A 19256-nucleotide genomic window follows, 5' to 3' on the forward strand; every position below is an offset into this window, starting at 1 on the left:
GATCCATGGTGGGTACTGCCAGAGTTAAGGCTTCATAATTGCTTTTGGAAAGCAACAATAATTCTGAATCTTCAATCGCATCGATATTAAAAACAGCGGGTTCGCCAGAGAGAAAGCTATTGAAATCTGAAAGCCACCATCCTTCCCAGCCAAAAATGCTCATATGTTCGTTGCCCTTTTCATCGATATTGTAGGTGCGGAGTAAGCCTTTGGCAACAAAAACGAGGTTTTTGCAAACTTCTCCCTCTTGTAACAGGTATTGTCTTTTTCTTAATTTTCTGAACGAAAAGAAACCCTCGATCAATTCTCTATCCTTATCACTAAGCAAAACTTTTTCTTCAATGTGACTGAAAAGGGTGTTGATCATGCCTGAACTTTTTGAAGCAAAGATAAAGTTTTCGCAACACAAGATTGGCGCTTGATTTAGATCAAGCATATTTATTGACGCAAATCAAGTGCCAGCTGTAATTGTTGAGGTAATTTTGAACATCACTTTAAAATTAATAAAATGGATAAAATAGCATTAGTAGTTGGTGCGAGTGGCATTACCGGAAGCAACTTAGCAATTAAGCTGATTGCCGATGGTTGGAATACATACGGTTTGGCCAGGAATCCAAATCTTGAAATCAATAACTTAAAACCTGTAGCGGCAGATTTGCTAGATCTTGATGGCCTGAAATTAAGTTTAGCGGAAATAAAACCCACCCATGTTTACATTACTACCTGGATGCGGAATGATACCGAGGCTGAAAATATTCGGGTAAATAGTTTAATGGTTCGCAATTTACTTGATGCATTGTCTGTACATCAATCTGTAGTGCATGTGGCCCTGGTAACAGGTTTAAAACATTATTTAGGTCCGTTTGAGGCTTATGCCCAAGATGGGTTTTTACCTGAAACGCCTTTAAGAGAAGAGCATCCCAGACTCGATATAGAGAATTTTTATTATGCTCAGGAAGATGAGGTTTACGCTGCGGCAGCTCGCGATGGTTTCACCTGGAGTATTCACCGGCCGCATACGGTCATTGGTCAGGCAGTTGGAAATGCCATGAATCTGGGTACTACCTTAGCTGTTTATGCTTCAATTTGTAAGGCAACAGGGCGCAAGTTCAGGTGGCCCGGCTCAGCGGCGCAATGGAATGGCTTGTCAGATGTTACTGATGCAGGTGTGTTGGCCGAACACCTTATCTGGGCATCAACAACCGATGCAGCAAAAAACGAAGCTTTCAATGTAGTAAATGGCGATGTGTTCCGCTGGAGCCGGCTATGGAAAAGATTGGCAGCATACTTTCAAATTGAATCATTGGGTTTTGAGGGTACCATCTTCCCACTTGAACAAGAGATGAAAGATGATGCGGAAGTTTGGAAAAAAATCGCGGTAGAACACGAGCTGAAAGAAACTAATTTAAGTCGACTTGCCTCTGCATGGCATACCGATCTTGATCTTGGCAGGCCGATTGAAGTGATGACTGACATGTCAAAAAGTAGAAAAAAGGGATTTTTAGTATTTCAGGATACTGAAGATGCATTTTATAAATTATTCGATACGCTCCGTCGGAGTCATTTAATACCTTAATCGGAAAATGTCGAACTAAAACCATAATAAATCCACGATTTTTTTATTTACCACTAACATATTGTCAAGATTTGCGATAAAAATTTCAATGGAAATAGTTCTGTTATAATTTTTTGTTCGGATTAATGAGGTTTTTAGATGAGGATGTTAGGTGGGTGTGGCTTAATGCCTAACATTCTTCTTAAAACAATTTGTTTGGTTTTAAACAAGTTAGTTTTTTAAATAAATTGCCATTTATAAAACTCATCTAAATTAATAATTATATATTTGCAGCCTTGAAAGGCAACACTTTGTGTTATTTTTTCAATTTAAATGAGTCGCAACAATAAGGCTCTTAGTTTTAAAGACAACCTAAACCACGTTAATGCTTAATTTAGTTCTCTTTGGCCCTCCAGGGGCGGGTAAAGGCACCCAATCTGCAAAATTGATTGAAAAATATCAGTTAGTACATGTTTCAACAGGCGATCTTTTTAGAGCACACGTTAAAGGTGAAACAGAATTAGGAAAAAAAGTTAGCCAGTTGTTAGCTGATGGAGAGTTGGTTCCGGATGCAATTACAATTGCCATGCTTGAAGAAGAGGTAGATAAAAATCCTGAAGCAAAGGGATTTGTATTCGATGGTTTTCCACGCACGGTTCCTCAGGCAAAAGAGCTTGATTTATTTTTAGAGCGTAAGGGAAGCAAAATTGCCGGCGTTATCGCTTTAGATGTTGATCAGGAAGAGTTAACAAAACGCATTGCTGAACGACATAAGATAAGTGGCCGTCCGGATGATGACGCAGAAAAACTAAAAAAACGTATTTCAGAATACTTTGAAAAAACCATTCATGTATTACCTTATTATGAGGAGCAGGGAAAGTTGAAAAAAGTAAATGGAATAGGTGAAATAGAAAGAGTTTATACTGATCTTTGCAACGTAATTGATCAGTTTTAAATAATAATTTTTTAAAAATTAACATCCGCAGAAAAAGCAATAGTTGTTTTTTGCGGATGTTTGTTTTTTAACGATTTTTGTAATCTTAAATCGTACAGTAAAATATAATAAGAATTTACCATCGGTTTTTAATTCAAAATCGCCAAACTAAAAATTAATAATATGTCACAGGGATCGAATTTCGTGGATTATGTAAAAATTTGTTGTCGCTCTGGTAAGGGTGGGGCAGGTTCTGCACATTTACATAGAGATATCCTCACCTCAATGGGTGGCCCTGATGGCGGCGATGGCGGACGTGGTGGCCATATTACGGTGGTTGGTAACAGCAACATTTGGACATTATTGCACCTTAAATACCGCAAACATATTATTGCCGAAGATGGAATGGCGGGCGGAAGTTCGCACAAATTTGGGCGACAAGGTAAAGATGAAATTTTAGAAGTGCCGCTTGGTACCATCGCTAAAGATGCCGAAACTGGTGAAGTCCTTTTTGAAATTACCAAACACGGCGAAACCAAAATTTTAACTGCTGGTGGTCGCGGCGGTTTGGGTAATGCCCATTTTAAAAACTCTGTTCAGCAAACACCTCGGTTTGCGCAGCCAGGTGAGCCTGGTCAGGAAGTTTGGAATATTCTCGAACTAAAGGTTTTGGCCGACGTAGGTTTGGTAGGTTTCCCTAATGCGGGTAAATCAACTTTATTATCTGTGGTGTCTGCTGCTAAACCAGAAATTGCTGATTATCCCTTTACTACCATTGTTCCAAACTTAGGTATCGTTAGTTACCGTGGCGGGAAATCTTTCGTAATGGCTGATATTCCAGGTATCATCGAAGGGGCGTCAAAAGGTAAGGGTTTAGGTTACCGTTTCTTACGTCATATTGAGCGTAACTCTGTATTATTATTTATGGTTCCTGCTGATACAAGTAGAACCATTAAAGAAGAATATGAAATTCTAAAAAGCGAGTTGGAATCCTACAACCCTGAATTGATGCAAAAGCCGCATGTACTGGCAATTACAAAATCTGATATGTTAGATGATGAACTCATGGCAGAAATGAAACAGGAGTTGCCAAATATTCCATCGATATTTATTTCATCAGTTGCAGAAAAAAATATTTTAGAGTTAAAAGATATGCTTTGGAAAGCAATTGAAGCTTAAATCATTATTTAATGCGTTAATTTTTGCTTGATTTTTGGAAACCATTTAACAACAGAAATTCAGCAATTAAATCACGCAATAATCAGCTTCGAAACTTATCTACAACCAAACCCACCCATTCTTTTAAAATATATTGCCAGTAGCTTAAGGTACCAGCATCGGGCATATAAAAGTCAGAAATATCGTAACTATCCTTGCCAATAAAATCAGTCGGGTAATAATCAAGTTCTCGGTTAAAAGCCTTATTAAAAATCATTCGGGAGCGAGGGATATGCCAGGCACTTGTAATTACCAGTACCGATGCATTTTGGCCATTTCTATTGGCTATTTCTACACTATATTTTGCGTTCTCAATGGTGTTTTTGCTTCTATTCTCAATCAGTACTGCCGAATCCGGAATGCCAATGTTGTGCAAATAAGTTGAGGTTAAATCGGCTTCAATAGATTCAGAACCAATTAATTTACCCGAACCGCCACTAATTAAAATCTTCTTGATTACGCCAGTTTTGTACAAATAAATGGTTTGTATAAGCCTGTCGCCACGTTCGTTTGCCGCCAATTGACCACCCTTTGTAGATTTTGAAAAACCGCCTAACAAGATGCCAATATCATATTGCTTTTTAGGCGGATATGTCGCCTCATAAATATTATAAACCTTGCCAACCAAAAAGCGGTTAGAAAAAACAAATAATAATATTATTCCAAAGATAAAGAGGTTTTTTCTACGCTGTTGGTTTTTAGTGAAAAAGGCAAATACAAGTGTTACAAAAATCCAAATAATGGGCTGTAGTGCAAAAATTAAAAGCTTTGAAAAAATGAATGACATTAGGCAGTTTTAAAACCAAATGTATAACCAAATTCTAAGAAAATAAACTTTTAACAGATTAAACTAGCCTTGTCCTTCCTGTACCTGACCATTCTCATGGGCATGTTCAAGAATTTCTTTTATGTCTGACTTAGTTTTTTTAGTAACCTTATGTTTAAAATGAGGCACCTCATGTTCAACAATATCTTCCTCAATCGCTTCCACTCCAAATACTTTTTCTTTCAAAAGGTTGTATTTATCCTGAAAACCATAACGCAGATTTTTGGCACCACTGGCAATTTTACCTCTGGTTCCAGCACCGCTATCGGGGGCAAATAAAACGCTGATTACTGCGCCTGCTGCTAATCCTGCAACTAACGCTAAAGCAATTTGAGCATTGCTGTTTGATTTGTGGGCAAAATATTTTCCGATTAACTTTCTGTACTTCATGATATTGTGTTTTTTAAAAGGAACAAACGCTACTTCATAATGTTTCGTTATTTTTAAATTCGATTGTAAATCAAACCTCTAAAACGATTTTTTTTGGCAGCGCAATGACGCAGCAGCTATTAAAAATCAGTCCCGCTTTTTGTTTCAATCTTTTTAAAACTTCTGCTTTGCTGAGGCAAGAAGAATCAGTTTCATCGGTTGCAGATGCTTCGTGCCTCAGCATGACAGTTTATTCAGAGTTGCTACAAATAAAAAGTATTTCCACTTCAATCGGGGCTAAACAGCAAAAGCTTTTTCCATTTTAGCGTTTTGCAGGTTGCTTAACCCTTGTTTCTAAACCTGATTTTAATGGAAAGCCCGCAAGCGAGGTACGAGTGCGGACTTGGAATGGTAAGCAGGGCTACAAGCCGCCATGCACATGGAACCCTTCATTTTCCAAAAAAAATAATTTGATTTTAGGTAAGTTTAAACTTTTAAATTGAATAATAATGGTAAAAGCAACAATAAACAAAGAGCATTATGCATGTGCGGTAACAAACGGAACACATGATATCGTGATAGATGAACCGGCAGATTTAGGCGGAACGAATAAGGGCTTTGCGCCAAAAGGATTGTTAATGGCTTCCCTTGCATCTTGTGTAGCCATTACGCTGCGGATGTATGTAGATAGAAAGGGTTGGGCAGTTGACAAAATTGAGGTGGAAGTGAACATGGGTATAGAGAATGCGCAGAATATTTTCCTGGAAGAGATTACTTGTACCGGCCAGTTGACTGAAGAACAGAAACAAAGATTAGAGGATATTGCGGCGAAATGCCCGGTAAGTAAAATTCTGACGGCAGGTAACGAAGTTCGGTCGAAAGTGCTTTAAAAAAATGGTGCAAAACTCGTTTACCTTTTCCTAAAAAGCTTTAATATCTTTGTACCTCTTCAACTTTGTGATTAAAAATTATTTATGGCTACCGAAATTAAATGCCCAAACTGTGCTCATGTTTTTCCGATGGAAGAAGCCATGGCCGAAGATTACAAGCGAGAGTTACGTGATAAGATGATTGCTTTTACAAAGGAAAATGATGCAAAGTTGCAGAAAAGACTTGCTGAATTTGAGAACGAAAAGCAGCTGCAACAAAAAACTTTTGAAGCTAAACTGATTGAAGAGAAGAATAAGCTGAAAGGCGATTTGGAAGAAAATCTGCGTAAAAGTATTGCATCAGATTTTGAAACCAAATTGCAAATGCTGGAAGGCAATGCAAAGGAAAATGAAGAAAAGCTAAAACTTGCACGCGAAAAGGAGTTAGAGTTTTTGCGTAGAGAGCAAAGTTTAAAGCTAAAAGAGGAAGAAATGGAGCTGGCTTTCCAGCGTAAAATGCAAGAGCAACGCAACGAGTTGGTGGAGCAGATTCGTAAACAGGAAGCTGAAAAAAATAGCATTAAAGATACCGAGCACCAGCTTCGATTAAAAGAGCTTGAAAAACAACTCGACGACCAAAAGAAACTGGCCGAAGAAATGAAGCGAAAGGCGGAACAGGGCAGTATGCAGCTTCAAGGCGAAGTACAGGAACTTATTCTGGAAGAATTACTGCGTAGCAACTTCCCTTTCGATTTAATTGAAGAAGTAGGCAAAGGGGTACGTGGTGCGGATTGTGTACAAGTTGTGCGTAACCAATTCGGGCAGGAATGCGGTAAAATTATTTATGAAAGCAAGCGTACCAAAGATTTTGGTGGCGACTGGATTGAAAAACTGAAAAAAGACATGCGAAGCATGGGCGTTGATGTGGCGGTAATCGTGAGTCAATGTTACCCAAAGGGAATGGATTGTTTCGGGCAGAAAGATGGTGTTTGGATCTGCTCTTTTGAGGAAGTGAATGCCGTAGCTTATGTGTTGCGTGATGGAATCCTGCGTTTATCTACAGCGATGAAGTCGCAGGAAAACCGAGGCGACAAAATGCATATGTTATACGATTACCTCACCGGAGCCGAATTTTCTGAGCAATGGAAAGCCATTCGCGAGGGTTTTATGAGCATGAAATTATCCATCCAACGCGAACGCGATGCCATGGAACGCTTATGGAAAGCCCGTGAAAAGCAACTGGAAAAAGTGTTGTTAAACGCCACGCATATTCGTGGTTCGATTGAGGGAATTGCCGGGAGCGATAGCATTCAGTTAAGTTTAACAGATGATGAGGATGAGACCTTGCTGTTAGATTAAAAACGATACAACTAAATGAATTCGTTATTGCGAGGCACAAAGCAATCTTTTTATAGATCTTAATTGAGATTGCTCTCAGCCTCGCAATGACGGGGAATGTAAATGATTATAAAATAAATGATATAAAGTGAATAAAAACCTAAACAAAAAATCGATTAACCGCTCTCTATTGCTAGCAATTATTTGCTTTTTACTTTTTTCCGGGAACGTTTCCGGACAAGAATTAAAATCGCCTGATGCAAATTTGGTAGCTAACTTTTCCTTAGCTGACGGTGGTGTTCCAACCTACAAGTTGAAATACAAAGGCAAAGACGTAATCAAGACGAGCAAACTTGGTTTAGAACTTAAAGAAGGTAAATCTTTAATGAACGGTTTCACGATTACGGATACCAAAACCAGTACTTTTAACGAAACCTGGAAACCGGTTTGGGGCGAGGTGAAGGAAATTGTCAATCACTATAACGAATTAGCGGTTACGCTCACACAAAAAGAAAGCAATCGTTTCATTATTATTCGCATGCGTTTATTTAATGATGGCCTTGGTTTCAGGTATGAATTTCCAGAACAAAAGAATCTGGATTACTTCATCATCAAAGAAGAAAAAACGCAATTTGCTTTAGCTGGAGATCATAAAGCGTTTTGGTTACCGGGTGATTACGATACGCAGGAATATAGCACCACGACTTCGAACCTATCAGAAGTGCGAGGCAAAATGAAAACTGCAGTAACACCAAACGCATCGCAGACTACCTTTTCTCCAACTGGTTTACAAACACCTTTAATGATGAAAAGCACAGATGGTTTGTACATCAACATCCATGAGGCAGCTTTAGTTAACTATTCTCTAATGTCGTTAAATCTTGATGATAAAAACATGGTTTTAGAATCTTGGTTAACGCCTGATGCAGTAGGGGATAAAGGATATTTACAAGCTTCATGCGTATCACCCTGGAGAACAATTATTGTGAGTGATAAAGCAGGCGATATTCTAACTTCTAAACTGACTTACAATCTTAACGAACCTACAAAATTTAAAGATGTATCGTGGATAAAACCAACCAAATATGTTGGTGTTTGGTGGGAAATGATTACTGGAAAAAGCACCTGGGCGTATAACGATTTAACTAGTGTGCAGTTAGGTGTAACCGATTATTCGAAAACTAAACCAAACGGGAAGCATGCTGCAAATACCGCTCATGTAAAAGAATATATTGATTTTGCGGCTAAACACGGTTTAGACGGTGTATTAGTTGAAGGATGGAATGAAGGTTGGGAAGATTGGTTCGGGAAAACAAAAGATTATGTTTTTGACTTCGTTACGCCATATCCAGACTTTGATGTGAAAGAATTGCATCGCTATGCGGCAAGCAAAAACGTAAAAATGATTATGCACCACGAAACATCATCATCGGTTCGTAATTACGAAAGACATTTGGATACCGCTTACAAATTTATGAAAGCCAATGGTTACGATGCGGTGAAGAGCGGTTACGTAGGCAATATGATTCCCCGTGGAGAGCATCATTATGGTCAGTGGTTAAACAATCATTATTTGTACGCCATTGAAAAAGCTGCGGAATATAAGATTATGGTAAATGCCCACGAGGCGGTTCGCCCGACAGGTTTGGCTCGTACTTATCCTAACTTAATCGGTAATGAATCTGCCCGCGGAACGGAATATGAGGCTTTCGGAGGAAATAACGCCGATCACACCACTATTCTGCCTTTTACCCGTTTAATTGGTGGTCCTATGGATTACACGCCAGGCATTTTTGAAACTAAAGTAAGTGCTTATAACCCTGAAAATAATTCATTTGTCCATACAACTTTAGCTCGCCAGTTGGCACTTTATGTCACCATGTACAGCCCTTTGCAAATGGCTGCGGATTTACCAGAGACCTACAATAAATATTTGGACGCTTTCCAATTTATTAAAGATGTGGCGGTTGACTGGGATGATACTAAAGTTTTAGAAGCAGAACCAGGCGATTACATTACATTTGCCCGTAAGGCAAAAGGGAAAAACAACTGGTTTGTTGGAAGAACAAATGATGAGGTGGCCCGTACATCAAAGATTGATTTCAGCTTTTTAGATCCAGGTAAAAAATATATTGCAACCATTTATGCTGATGCAAAGGATGCGCATTACGAAACGAATCCAAAAGCTTATACCATCCGCAAGATGGAAGTAACTAATAAAACCAGGTTGACTTTAAATTGTGCTCCTGGTGGCGGTTATGCAATCAGCATCATGGCAAAATAGGTTTAATGATTTAACAGCAAAGAACGCTAAGTTTTTGCGGAGTGTTGAAGTTAGTTACCTCAAAGTACATAAAGGTTTATTAAGTAATGAGTCGTTCCAGTTGGAACGACTTTTTTATTGGCACAATGGGCTCACGCAGATTATAATTTTCTGCGCTATATTATAGGCGCCCCGTCATTGCGAGGCACGAAGCAATCCTAAGGAGTTAGCTATTAAATTCTTTCGTTTCAAGATTGCTTCGTGCCTCGCAATGACGATTTTTTTACACAAAAATCCATCTTCTCTTTCTTTGCGTTTTCACTTTGCGTATTTTGCGGTAAATAAAAGCAAACACAACCCAAATGGCCAGGACAAAAAATCACATTGAACTACAATTTTTAAGCGAACCATCTGATGTGAATTACGGTGGAAAGGTTCATGGAGGGATGATGATGAAATGGATTGATCAGGCTGCGTTTGCTTGTGCGCTGCAATGGAGCGATTCTTACTGTGTGACCGTTTACGTGGGTGGAATTCGTTTTTTTCGCCCGGTACATATTGGCCATTTGGTGAAAATGGAAGCCCGGATTATCTATACCGGCAAAACCAGTATGCACATCGCTGTTGATGCCTATTCAAAACCAGTAGGTAAATCTGATTTTGTGAAAAATACCCACTGTATTATAGTTTTTGTGGCCGTTGGCGATGATGGCCAACCCAAACCCATTCCATCTTTCAAGCCGAAAACAGATAAAGAAATTGCCATGCATGGCTACGCAATTAAACTCATGGAATTACGTAAAAGTATTGATAAGGAAATGGAACCTTATATTGTTTAAGCTTGATTTATCGGTAGCATAAAACTAAAACAACTTCCTTCTCCAATCGCACTTTCTACCCAGATTTTCCCTTCTTCTGCTTCGATAAAGTCTTTGGAAATGGCTAAGCCCAAGCCTGAACCCGATTTGTTTTGTCCATCTGTAGGCACCTGAAAATACCTTTCGAACAACCGTTTCTGGTATTTTTCATCAATGCCTTTTCCAAAATCCCGCACAGAAAACTGAATAAATTTATCTTTCTGAAAAACATCAATTTTAACGCTTGATTTCTCTGAACTGTATCGCAACGCATTTGATAAAAAGTTAACCATCACCCAGGCGGTTTTCTGAATATCGGCATTAACCTTCGGCAGATTTTGATCGCAATTTAATTCCAATTTTATTGATTTTTGTTCCGCCTGGAACTTAACGGCATCTACCGCGTAATTCACAATGTCTTCGGGCTTGGTAATAGCGAAAGTAAGTTTTAAATTTCCGGTTTCTACCTGCGATAAATCTAAAAGTTCACTTGTGATTTTCAATAATCTGTCACTATCCTCTTTAATATGTGTTAATAATTGGCTTTGTTCCTCATTCATTGTTCCAACCCGGCTATCGTTTAATAATTTTAAACTCATTTTTATAGAGGAGAGCGGCGTTTTTAATTCATGAGAAACGGTTGCGATGAAATTTGTTTTGGCTTCATCCAATTCCTTAAACTGTGTAATATTTTTCAGCACATAAACACTTCCAGCCGATTTAGAAGATTCGAATAAAGTTTTATCCTCAGGCGTTTCATAATTTGGAATAATGATTTCGCGGTTTTCTAATAAGAAATACGATTCCTTTTCATCAGCATAAATTTTTAAAGTTTTTTCCGCTGTTTCAGGCTTGATAATTCTTTTTAATAATTCATTTTTCTTGATGAGTTCTGTTGCGTTTTGGCCGATGATTTTGTCTTCATCAAGATTCATCAGCTTTGCTGCTAAATGATTCAAAAATAGAATTTCTCCCTTTTCATTTAAACCGATAATGGCATCTTGCATTTGTGCAATAATGGCTTCGATACGCGATTTCTCTGATTTGATTTTTGACAGATTACTATTCTCCCATTCATTTAATTTAACAACCATGCCATTGAACGAATCTGCAAGTTCAGTAAATTCATCATGGTTATTAAAATGAAGGCGCTGCTTATAGTTTTTTCTGCCAATTTGCTTTATTGCAGCGCTAAATTCCGCTAGTGGATTAGCGACAAAGCCCGGAAAGTTCACGATGAATGTAAACAAAATGAGAAATGCAACCATCGCCGCAATAGAGATATACAAATTTGCTCGGGATGATGCAGTATTTGCCATTTCATTTTTGTCGTAAATGGCTTTCATATTTACCTCTTCTATATTTTGAAGAGCTGAACGTAAGCTTTTTAGGCTATTTTCATTAATGCTGTTTGTTGAAGCATTAGTCAAAGTTTCATACGCCACCGCTAATTTTTGAAACGCTAATTTTTCTCCGGTTTCAGTGATATTTTGTCCTTCGTTTTTTAGATTTTGTTCAAATATTTTGGCCTTTTCCGCAGATAATGGGAAAGCACTCTCATCAACAACATTTCGCATAGCTGCAACATATCTCAGCGATTTGTAATTGTCTTTGAGGATGACTTTTGATTTATCTGAAAGCTCGTTTAAAAAGAATAGGGCAATCAATCCAAAGGATAAAACGATGATGAATAGAAATCCGAATCCGAGGCGAAGTTTGGTTTTGATTTTCATGATGATGTTGTGTTAGAATAGTTGTCACATTGAGCTTGTCGAAATGTTCTTCGACAAGCTCAGAATGACATGTTAAGATTACGATAGTATAACCAAATCAATTTCTTTTGTGGCTAAATTACGTAACAGTTGATTAAAAATTGCCGTTCGCATAATGACTTGAAAAATAGTTAAATGGGGCTTGCCAATGCAAATGGTAGTAATTTCTTTTTCTGTTGCCATTTTAATAATGGTTTGGGTAATCTGGTTGCTTTTAACTTTAATCAACTCTGCACCTAATTCTGTCGCCAGTTTAAAATGATTAATCAAATGTCTTTGTTTATCAAGCTTGATTTTATCCAAACTTTCCCCATCACTTTGAACATACAGAACAATCCAGGGTGAGTGGTAATAGGAAGCGAGCCTGGCGGTTTTGCGAATAACTACGCCAGCTGTTTCCGCATTGGAAGAAATACAGGCAAGAAATCGCTCGGGGCGAAGTTTTATGGATTTTGGGATTTCAGTTTGTATTTTCCTTTCCACCTGATGCACTACTTCTTTCAAAGCCAATTCCCGCAATTGCAAAATTTTATCAGCCTGAAAAAAATGCTGTAAAGCCTTTCCGATTTTACTTTTATCGTATATTTTTCCCTCTTTCAATCTGGTCACCAATTCATCGGCTGTTAAATCGATGTTCACAATTTCATCCACAACTTCGAGAATTTTATCCGGAATCCGCTCGGTTACTTTAATGCCGGTAATATGTTCAATTTCTTCATTTATGCTCTCTAAATGTTGAATATTTACAGCCGATATAACATTAATTCCAGCCTCCAATATATCAAAAACATCCTGCCAACGCTTATCATTTTTACTGCCTTCAGCATTGGTATGTGCCAGTTCATCAACCACAACAATTTCGGGGTGGCGATTTAATATGCCCTGCAAATCCATCTCATCGATTTCCTTACCCCGGTAAAAAATATTTTTTCGTGGAAGTATGGGTAAACCAGCGACCAAGGCTTCAGTTTCTGCTCTTTTGTGGGTTTCTACATAACCAATGCAAATATCGATTCCGTTGCGCAAAAGTGCATGCGCTTCCTGCAGCATCCGATAGGTTTTGCCCACGCCAGCGCTCATCCCAATGTAGATTTTGAGTTTTCCTCGTCTCGATTTTTTGATGAGATTGAGGAAGTGTTTAACGGAATCGTCTTTGCTTTGCATGGTGTTTATTTGTCTTAGCCAGACAGGCTTTTTTCTTTTGACAACAAAAGAAACAAAATTGCCGGCTGAAAATTTTTGTTTTAAAGTTGGTGGTTTGGCTTTGACAGTACATCCCCAAAAATTTGTTAGGCCGGTTTAAAGTGAAACGTAGATTTCTGCACTGGCCCTGCTGGATGCAATATCAGGTGTTGTAATCTCTATCATCTTATAATCTTTAAAACGCCACCGCTATACTTGCGGTCAATGTGGTATTCGCATTAACTAAACTTGCTTCGCGATTAAAAATTTTATCCTTGCTATCGTATGTTTTTCCTTCTAAACGAATCACTGCGTTCGCAATCGGCGAATAATCTACATTAAAAGAGTAACCTTTTGTTTTAAAACCATTTGGCGTTCCTGTTGAAATAAAAACACCATTTTTATCTTCATAGTATTCGAATCGACCAGCAATGGCCCATTTTGGAGCAAACTTATATTGTGCAATAGCCACAGGCGATAAAATTTCATTTTTCTCGCTACTGCCTTTTGCTTTTTGCTGCGTTCCATAATCGAAACCCAGGGTTAGGCCAAATTCATCTGTCAATTGAACAACGCCATAAATGTTGTGGTACAATCGGTTCACTCGTACAGAATCTGCTCCTTCGGTTCCTAAATAATTGCTGTAATTTACCGTGATTTTATCTGTCGGTTTCCACGTTAATTGTAAACCGCCAGCGGGTTTATTATTGCCATCAATGCGGGTAATTCTTTGCCATCCGTTGAGGTAGAGCAGGGTCGCAGTTATTTTTCCATCTTTTGTGCCGTAAGTAATTTTTGTTCCAGATTCATAGTATGGCGTGTTTTCGGATGCAATGTTACGGGTCAATACCCAGCAATCTTTAGAAATTGCCCCCTCGAAACCAATGTGTGAAGCAAAAATTCCGGCATCTATCCATAGGTTTTCTGATTTGGAAAGTTTAACTCCTGCATTTGCTTCGAAAATATTCTTTAAAACGCCAGGCTCGGCGGCTAAGTTTGCATTGGCATAAGTTCCGGCCATTACCGCTAAATTCGCACGGATTGGACCGCTTTCGTAGGCTGCCTTAATAAACCCTAAATTCAAATTTATCTCGTTCGCACGGTTGTGAGAATAAATAAAACCTGGCCGATTATGGTCAGTAGGTTTATTAAAATCGTAGCCGTAATAAGTTTCTAAATATCCAGAGAATTTTACTTTGGACTCATCTTGTGCAAATGCTGTTAGGCTCGCTGTTATTGTTGTGATAATGGTGATTTAGTTTTTTCATTTTGTTATTAATATTTGTCATTCTGTGGTACGAAGAATCTTGATTAACGATTTGTCTAGGGCGGTCGTCGTTACGAGGTACGAAGCAATCTTTAAGCGCAAATCGATATCCTAGGATTGCTCCGTGCATCGCAATGACGGTTTGTCGAGTTACAGATTATCCAGTGCTACATTCAGTTTCAATACATTTACCGAGGATGGCCCGAACAAGCCTAGTAATGGTTTTAACGTATTCATAGCTACCAGTTCCTTAACTTTCTCCTCATTAATTTTACGTGCCTTTGCCACTCTGGCAATTTGGATGGCTGCACCTTGTTCAGAAATATTCGGGTCTAAACCACTACCTGAAGCCGTAACCATATCAGCAGGAATATCTGATTTTTTTAATCCTGGATTATATTTCAAAAGTGTATCAATTCTAAACTGAACTTCTTTCAAATAATCTGGATTAGATGGGCCCTTGTTCGAGCCAGCAGAACCAGCCGCATTGTATGCAACTGCCGATGGTCTTCCCCAGAAATATTCAGGTTTGGTAAATGATTGACCTAACAAGGCATAACCAATTGTTTTTCCATTTTTAGCGATTTTTTCGCCATCACCTTTTCCGCTGGAAAGTTTTCCGGCTAAGGCAATGCTGATGGGGTAGATGATGCATAACAATACGATTAAAACTAAGGTTAAGCGTATCGATTGTATGATGTATTTTTTCATGATATTAAATGATTACACAGATTTTTTTAATAATTAAAGAGATTTGATTTGTCATGCTGCGCTTGTCGAACAATCTTAATTTATGTTTCGATTAAACAAACAACCCCACTACTAAATCAATTAATTTGATGCCGATAAATGGAGCAACAACACCTCCGATGCCGTAAATAAATAAGTTTCTGCGAAGTAAAGCAGTTGCGCCAATCGGTTTGTAAGCCACGCCTTTTAAGGCTAGCGGAATCAAAATCGGAATGATAATCGCATTAAAAATAACCGCTGACATAATTGCACTTTCTGGCGTATGCAGGCCCATAATATTTAAACTTTGTAAGGCTGGGATGGAAGCAATAAACAATGCCGGAACAATTGCAAAATATTTGGCTACATCATTCGCAATAGAGAAAGTCGTCAGCGTTCCTCGGGTAATTAAAAGCTGCTTCCCGATTTCTACAATTTCGATTAATTTAGTTGGGTCGTTATCTAAATCAACCATGTTTCCAGCCTCTTTAGCCGCCTGTGTTCCGCTGTTCATGGCCACACCCACATCGGCCTGGGCAAGCGCCGGAGCATCATTTGTGCCATCCCCCATCATGGCAACCAGTTTTCCCAAAGTCTGTTCATCTTTAATGTAATTCATTTTATCCTCAGGTTTTGCTTCCGCGATAAAATCATCCACACCTGCTTTTTCGGCAATATATTTAGCAGTTAAAGGATTATCTCCAGTGACCATTACCGTTTTAACGCCCATTTTTCTTAAGCGTTCGAAACGCTCGCTAATGCCTGGTTTAATGATATCTTGCAACTCAATCACGCCCAAAGCTTTTTCATTTTCTGATACAACCAGAGGTGTTCCGCCATTGGTTGCGATAGAATTCACATGGTCGCGGATATCTGATGGAAAAATATTACCAGCTTTTTCTACAATATTTCTGATGGAATCGAAAGCACCTTTTCTAATACGTCTTCCGTCTGCAGTATCTAAACCGCTTGAACGGGTTTCGGCTGTAAATTTGATGAAAGTTGAACCTGATGGCGTTTCTGTATTTGTGAAACCTTGTTCAGCAGCTAATTCGATAATCGATTTTCCCTCTGGAGTTTCATCAGCTAAAGAACTCAATACGCAAGCATCCGTAAAATCTTTAATTAACACCCCCGCGGTAGGATAGAAGTTAGTTGCTTTTCGATTGCCAATGGTGATTGTTCCGGTTTTATCCAAAAGCAAAACATCAATATCGCCTGCAGTTTCTACCGCTTTGCCCGATTTGGTAATTACGTTGGCCCTTAAAGCCCTGTCCATTCCGGCAATACCAATAGCCGATAATAAACCGCCGATAGTTGTTGGGATTAAACAAACGAACAGTGAAATTAAAGCCGCAATGGTAATGGGCGTGTTGGCATAATCAGCGAAAGGTTTTAAAGTAACGCAAACGATAATAAACACTAAAGTAAAGCTGGCCAATAGAATGGTTAAAGCGATTTCGTTAGGTGTTTTCTGGCGGGATGCCCCTTCAACCAATGCAATCATTTTATCTAAAAAGCTTTCACCGGGAGCGGTGCTTACCCTAACTTTTATTTCATCAGATAAAACTTTTGTTCCACCAGTTACAGAAGATTTATCGCCACCAGATTCGCGAATAACCGGAGCAGATTCTCCTGTGATTGCAGATTCATCAATGGTTGCAATACCTTCAACAATTTCTCCGTCGGTTGGAATAGTATCGCCAGCTTCACAAACAAAAATGTCACCTTGTTTCAGTTGATTCGAGGAGCGGATTTCGATTGTACCTTTATCTAAAAGGACTTTGGCAGGCGTCTCTTCCCTCGTTTTCCGTAAACTATCGGCTTGTGCTTTACCTCTTGCCTCCGCAATCGCTTCAGCAAAATTGGCAAACAAAACCGTTAAGAAAAGCACTAAAAATATAAAAAAGTTATAAAGCGGAGAGCCTTGTTCGCTGTTGCTGAAAGAGTAAATAGTCACGTAAGCCATTACCAGAGTGCCAATTTCAACGGTAAACATTACGGGGTTGCGAACCATTACCCGAGGGTCGAGTTTGATGAAAGATTGTTTCAATGCAGTTTGCACCAAAGCAGGTTCGAATAATTTATTATTGGGTTTCATTTTTAAATATGTATGATGTTTGATGTAAGATGGATGATGTGTTTGGACAATGCCAATATTCATTTTCCATTATTATTTAAACTTTGAATTGGTATGATGAATGGTATTACCTTATCCATCTCCCATATTCCTTTTTACCTCTAGAGCTGTATGATGTTTAGGCTATTCCCTTATCCATCTTCCATCTCACGTTTACCTCAATTGAGAAAAGTATTCTGCCAATGGCCCTAAGGCTAATGCTGGGAAGTATGAAAGTGCATTCAGTACTAAAATCACCGCAAAAGTCATCAGCGCAAAGGTTTTAGTGTCTGTTTTTAAAGTTCCTGCAGATTCTGGAATGAATTTTTTAGCCCCCAATAAACCTGCAATGGCAACTGGCCCAATAATCGGTAAAAACCGACCTAAGAAAATAATCACCCCTGTAAGCACGTTCCAAAAAACGTTGTTATCGCCCAGACCTTCGAAGCCGGAACCGTTGTTGGCGTTTGAAGAAGTTACCTCGTAAAGCATTTCAGAAAAACCATGGAAACCAGGGTTGTTTAACCAGTTTTTCGGCTGAACAGCCCAAGCCGCATCAGCATGATTAGTGAATGCAAAACTTGCAATTGCTGTTCCCGCTAAAATTAAAAACGGGCTTAATAAAGTGATGATGGCAGCAATTTTAATTTCCCTGGCTTCAACTTTATGACCTAAAAACTCAGGCGTTCTGCCCACCATTAAGCCTGAAATAAATACAGCAATAATCAGGTAGATGAAATAGTTTAATAAACCAACCCCACAACCGCCGTAAATCGCATTTATCATCATGGCTAACAGTTGCCATAAGCCCGTTAATGGCATGGTGCTATCGTGCATCCCGTTTACCGAACCTGTAGAAATCACTGTAGTTAATGTGCTCCAATAGGCCGTGGCAGCGGGTCCGAGTCGAACTTCTTTACCTTCCATTGCGCCAGTAGTTTGCGATATGCCCATCTTAGCTAATGCAGGATTTCCGCTCAATTCAGAAGTTAAAGTCGGAATCATCAGCATAAATAAACCGATTGTCATGACTCCGAAGATTGTCCAGGCCAGTTTTCTCCTGCGGATGAAATACCCAAAAGCGATAATCATCGCCATTGGAATAATGGTTTGGGCAATAATTTCAACCATGTTGGTTAAGTAACTCGGGTTTTCGAATGGATGGGCAGAATTTGCACCAAAATACCCACCACCATTCGTACCCAAGTGTTTGATGGCAATCATCTGCGCTGCGGGGCCTCGTGATACATTTACGGTATCGCCTTGCAGAGAGATAAATTGGTCTTTCGCCTCGTAGCTTGCAGGTGTGCCATTAAAAGTTAAAACTAAAGCCACAACAATTGATAATGGCAATAATAAACGTGTAATCGCTCTCACGAAAAACTCCCAGAAGTTGCCCAGTTGTGTAGTGGTTTTATCTCTAAAGGCCTTGAATAATATTACGGCTGCCGCGATACCAGTGGCGGCACTTACAAATTGCAAGAACATCAACACAAATTGTTGTGTTAAATAACTTACACCACTTTCGCCCGAATAGTGTTGCAGGTTACAATTGGCCACAAAACTGATGATGGTATTGAAAGCCAAATCAGATGTCATCCCTGGGTTTCCATCAGGATTGAAAGGCAGTTTATCCTGAAATATCAACACAAAAAAGCCGTATATCAGCCATACCATATTGATGGTGAGCAAAGCTTTGAGTTGTTGTTTCCAGTTCATTTGTTCTTTAATGTTGATGCCTGAAAGTTTATAAATTCCGTTTTCGAGTGGCTTTAAAAAGTCTGTCCAAACTTTTTCTCCTGCAAAAACCTTCGCCAAATACTTACCCAAAGGGATGGCAATGATTAAGGTGAGCAGGAATGTGGCGATGATGCCAGTTAATTCAGTGTTCATTTTTTTCGTTTTTTACAGATGATTGTCGTTGTGCTTAATGTTTCGAAAGGCTTAACATGACAACC

Annotated in this window: 16 protein-coding genes; 7 read left to right on the forward strand and 9 right to left on the reverse strand. The window is 38.9% G+C overall.

The window, feature by feature from the left end; translation table 11 throughout:
* Positions 1 to 367 (reverse strand): Crp/Fnr family transcriptional regulator (locus ON09_RS04850; RefSeq protein ID WP_029204118.1); only part of this gene is annotated, 367 nt, incomplete at its 3' end.
* 141 nt (positions 368 to 508) lie between these two features.
* On the opposite strand from ON09_RS04850, the gene ON09_RS04855 reads away from it, so the two are divergent.
* The 3 genes from ON09_RS04855 (at position 509) to obgE (ending at position 3668) form a co-directional block, all read left to right on the forward strand.
* Positions 509 to 1576: an SDR family oxidoreductase gene (locus ON09_RS04855; RefSeq protein ID WP_010599935.1), complete on the forward strand. Its 1068-nt coding sequence runs from the start codon at positions 509 to 511 to the stop codon at positions 1574 to 1576.
* 364 nt (positions 1577 to 1940) lie between these two features.
* Positions 1941 to 2510 (forward strand): adenylate kinase, encoded by a 570-nt coding sequence (locus tag ON09_RS04860; RefSeq protein WP_010599936.1) that lies wholly within the window; start codon positions 1941 to 1943, stop codon positions 2508 to 2510.
* A gap of 162 nt (positions 2511 to 2672) precedes the next feature.
* Positions 2673 to 3668, forward strand: a complete 996-nt coding sequence (gene obgE / locus ON09_RS04865; protein ID WP_010599937.1) for a GTPase ObgE — start codon at positions 2673 to 2675, stop codon at positions 3666 to 3668.
* Between the two features lie 82 nt (positions 3669 to 3750).
* On the opposite strand, the gene ON09_RS04870 is transcribed toward obgE, so the two are convergent.
* Positions 3751 to 4494 carry a YdcF family protein gene (locus ON09_RS04870; RefSeq protein ID WP_010599938.1) on the reverse strand — a complete coding sequence of 248 codons (744 nt, stop codon included), beginning with the start codon at positions 4492 to 4494 and terminating at the stop codon, positions 3751 to 3753.
* 63 nt (positions 4495 to 4557) lie between these two features.
* The gene (locus tag ON09_RS04875) at positions 4558 to 4923 is read right to left on the reverse strand and encodes a YtxH domain-containing protein (RefSeq protein WP_010599939.1); all 366 of its coding nucleotides are present in this window, start codon (positions 4921 to 4923) and stop codon (positions 4558 to 4560) included.
* A gap of 488 nt (positions 4924 to 5411) precedes the next feature.
* Here ON09_RS04875 and ON09_RS04880 point away from each other — a divergent pair, with 488 nt between their 5' ends.
* The 4 genes from ON09_RS04880 to ON09_RS04895 all read left to right on the forward strand — a co-directional run bounded on the left by ON09_RS04880 (position 5412) and on the right by ON09_RS04895 (position 10211).
* Positions 5412 to 5792 carry an OsmC family protein gene (locus ON09_RS04880; protein WP_010599940.1) on the forward strand — a complete coding sequence of 127 codons (381 nt, stop codon included), beginning with the start codon at positions 5412 to 5414 and terminating at the stop codon, positions 5790 to 5792.
* An 84-nt stretch (positions 5793 to 5876) separates the two neighbouring features.
* The gene (locus tag ON09_RS04885; RefSeq protein WP_010599941.1) at positions 5877 to 7130 is read left to right on the forward strand and encodes a DUF2130 domain-containing protein; all 1254 of its coding nucleotides are present in this window, start codon (positions 5877 to 5879) and stop codon (positions 7128 to 7130) included.
* Between the two features lie 127 nt (positions 7131 to 7257).
* A complete protein-coding gene (locus ON09_RS04890; RefSeq protein ID WP_010599942.1) occupies positions 7258 to 9393 on the forward strand; it encodes a glycoside hydrolase family 97 protein in 2136 nt (711 codons plus the stop codon).
* A 341-nt stretch (positions 9394 to 9734) separates the two neighbouring features.
* Complete coding sequence (locus tag ON09_RS04895; protein WP_010599943.1) at positions 9735 to 10211, forward strand: acyl-CoA thioesterase; 477 nt, start codon at positions 9735 to 9737, stop codon at positions 10209 to 10211.
* On the opposite strand, the gene ON09_RS04900 is transcribed toward ON09_RS04895, so the two are convergent.
* From ON09_RS04900 to kdpA, 6 genes are all read right to left on the reverse strand, one after another.
* On the reverse strand, positions 10208 to 11962 hold the full coding sequence (locus tag ON09_RS04900) for a HAMP domain-containing sensor histidine kinase (protein ID WP_010599944.1): 1755 nt from the start codon (positions 11960 to 11962) through the stop codon (positions 10208 to 10210). The two genes, ON09_RS04895 and ON09_RS04900, sit on opposite strands and share 4 nt — an antisense overlap.
* Before the next feature lie 78 nt (positions 11963 to 12040).
* On the reverse strand, positions 12041 to 13165 hold the full coding sequence (locus ON09_RS04905) for an osmosensitive K channel His kinase sensor (protein WP_010599945.1): 1125 nt from the start codon (positions 13163 to 13165) through the stop codon (positions 12041 to 12043).
* Between the two features lie 214 nt (positions 13166 to 13379).
* Positions 13380 to 14438 carry a porin gene (locus ON09_RS04910; protein WP_051010175.1) on the reverse strand — a complete coding sequence of 353 codons (1059 nt, stop codon included), beginning with the start codon at positions 14436 to 14438 and terminating at the stop codon, positions 13380 to 13382.
* Positions 14439 to 14600: 162 nt separating this feature from the next.
* Complete coding sequence (locus ON09_RS04915; RefSeq protein ID WP_010599947.1) at positions 14601 to 15161, reverse strand: K(+)-transporting ATPase subunit C; 561 nt, start codon at positions 15159 to 15161, stop codon at positions 14601 to 14603.
* 91 nt (positions 15162 to 15252) lie between these two features.
* On the reverse strand, positions 15253 to 17280 hold the full coding sequence (kdpB, locus tag ON09_RS04920; protein WP_010599948.1) for a potassium-transporting ATPase subunit KdpB: 2028 nt from the start codon (positions 17278 to 17280) through the stop codon (positions 15253 to 15255).
* A gap of 192 nt (positions 17281 to 17472) precedes the next feature.
* Complete coding sequence (gene kdpA, locus ON09_RS04925; RefSeq protein WP_010599949.1) at positions 17473 to 19191, reverse strand: potassium-transporting ATPase subunit KdpA; 1719 nt, start codon at positions 19189 to 19191, stop codon at positions 17473 to 17475.
* Between the last annotated feature and the right edge of the window lie 65 nt (positions 19192 to 19256).

The sequence above is a fragment of the Pedobacter agri PB92 genome, assembly GCF_000258495.1.
GTDB classification, from domain to species: Bacteria; Bacteroidota; Bacteroidia; order Sphingobacteriales; family Sphingobacteriaceae; genus Pedobacter; species Pedobacter agri.

Bases quoted from the DNA above. Each gene is read 5' to 3' on its own strand.
- ON09_RS04855 (WP_010599935.1), top strand. From the start codon at position 509: ATGGATAAAATAGCATTAGTAGTTGGTGCGAGTGGCATTACCGGAAGC.
- ON09_RS04860 (WP_010599936.1), top strand. From the start codon at position 1,941: ATGCTTAATTTAGTTCTCTTTGGCCCTCCAGGGGCGGGTAAAGGCACC.
- obgE (WP_010599937.1), top strand. From the start codon at position 2,673: ATGTCACAGGGATCGAATTTCGTGGATTATGTAAAAATTTGTTGTCGC.
- ON09_RS04870 (WP_010599938.1), bottom strand. From the start codon at position 4,494: ATGTCATTCATTTTTTCAAAGCTTTTAATTTTTGCACTACAGCCCATT.
- ON09_RS04875 (WP_010599939.1), bottom strand. From the start codon at position 4,923: ATGAAGTACAGAAAGTTAATCGGAAAATATTTTGCCCACAAATCAAAC.
- ON09_RS04880 (WP_010599940.1), top strand. From the start codon at position 5,412: ATGGTAAAAGCAACAATAAACAAAGAGCATTATGCATGTGCGGTAACA.
- ON09_RS04885 (WP_010599941.1), top strand. From the start codon at position 5,877: ATGGCTACCGAAATTAAATGCCCAAACTGTGCTCATGTTTTTCCGATG.
- ON09_RS04895 (WP_010599943.1), top strand. From the start codon at position 9,735: ATGGCCAGGACAAAAAATCACATTGAACTACAATTTTTAAGCGAACCA.
- ON09_RS04900 (WP_010599944.1), bottom strand. From the start codon at position 11,962: ATGAAAATCAAAACCAAACTTCGCCTCGGATTCGGATTTCTATTCATC.
- ON09_RS04905 (WP_010599945.1), bottom strand. From the start codon at position 13,165: ATGCAAAGCAAAGACGATTCCGTTAAACACTTCCTCAATCTCATCAAA.
- ON09_RS04915 (WP_010599947.1), bottom strand. From the start codon at position 15,161: ATGAAAAAATACATCATACAATCGATACGCTTAACCTTAGTTTTAATC.
- kdpB (WP_010599948.1), bottom strand. From the start codon at position 17,280: ATGAAACCCAATAATAAATTATTCGAACCTGCTTTGGTGCAAACTGCA.
- kdpA (WP_010599949.1), bottom strand. From the start codon at position 19,191: ATGAACACTGAATTAACTGGCATCATCGCCACATTCCTGCTCACCTTA.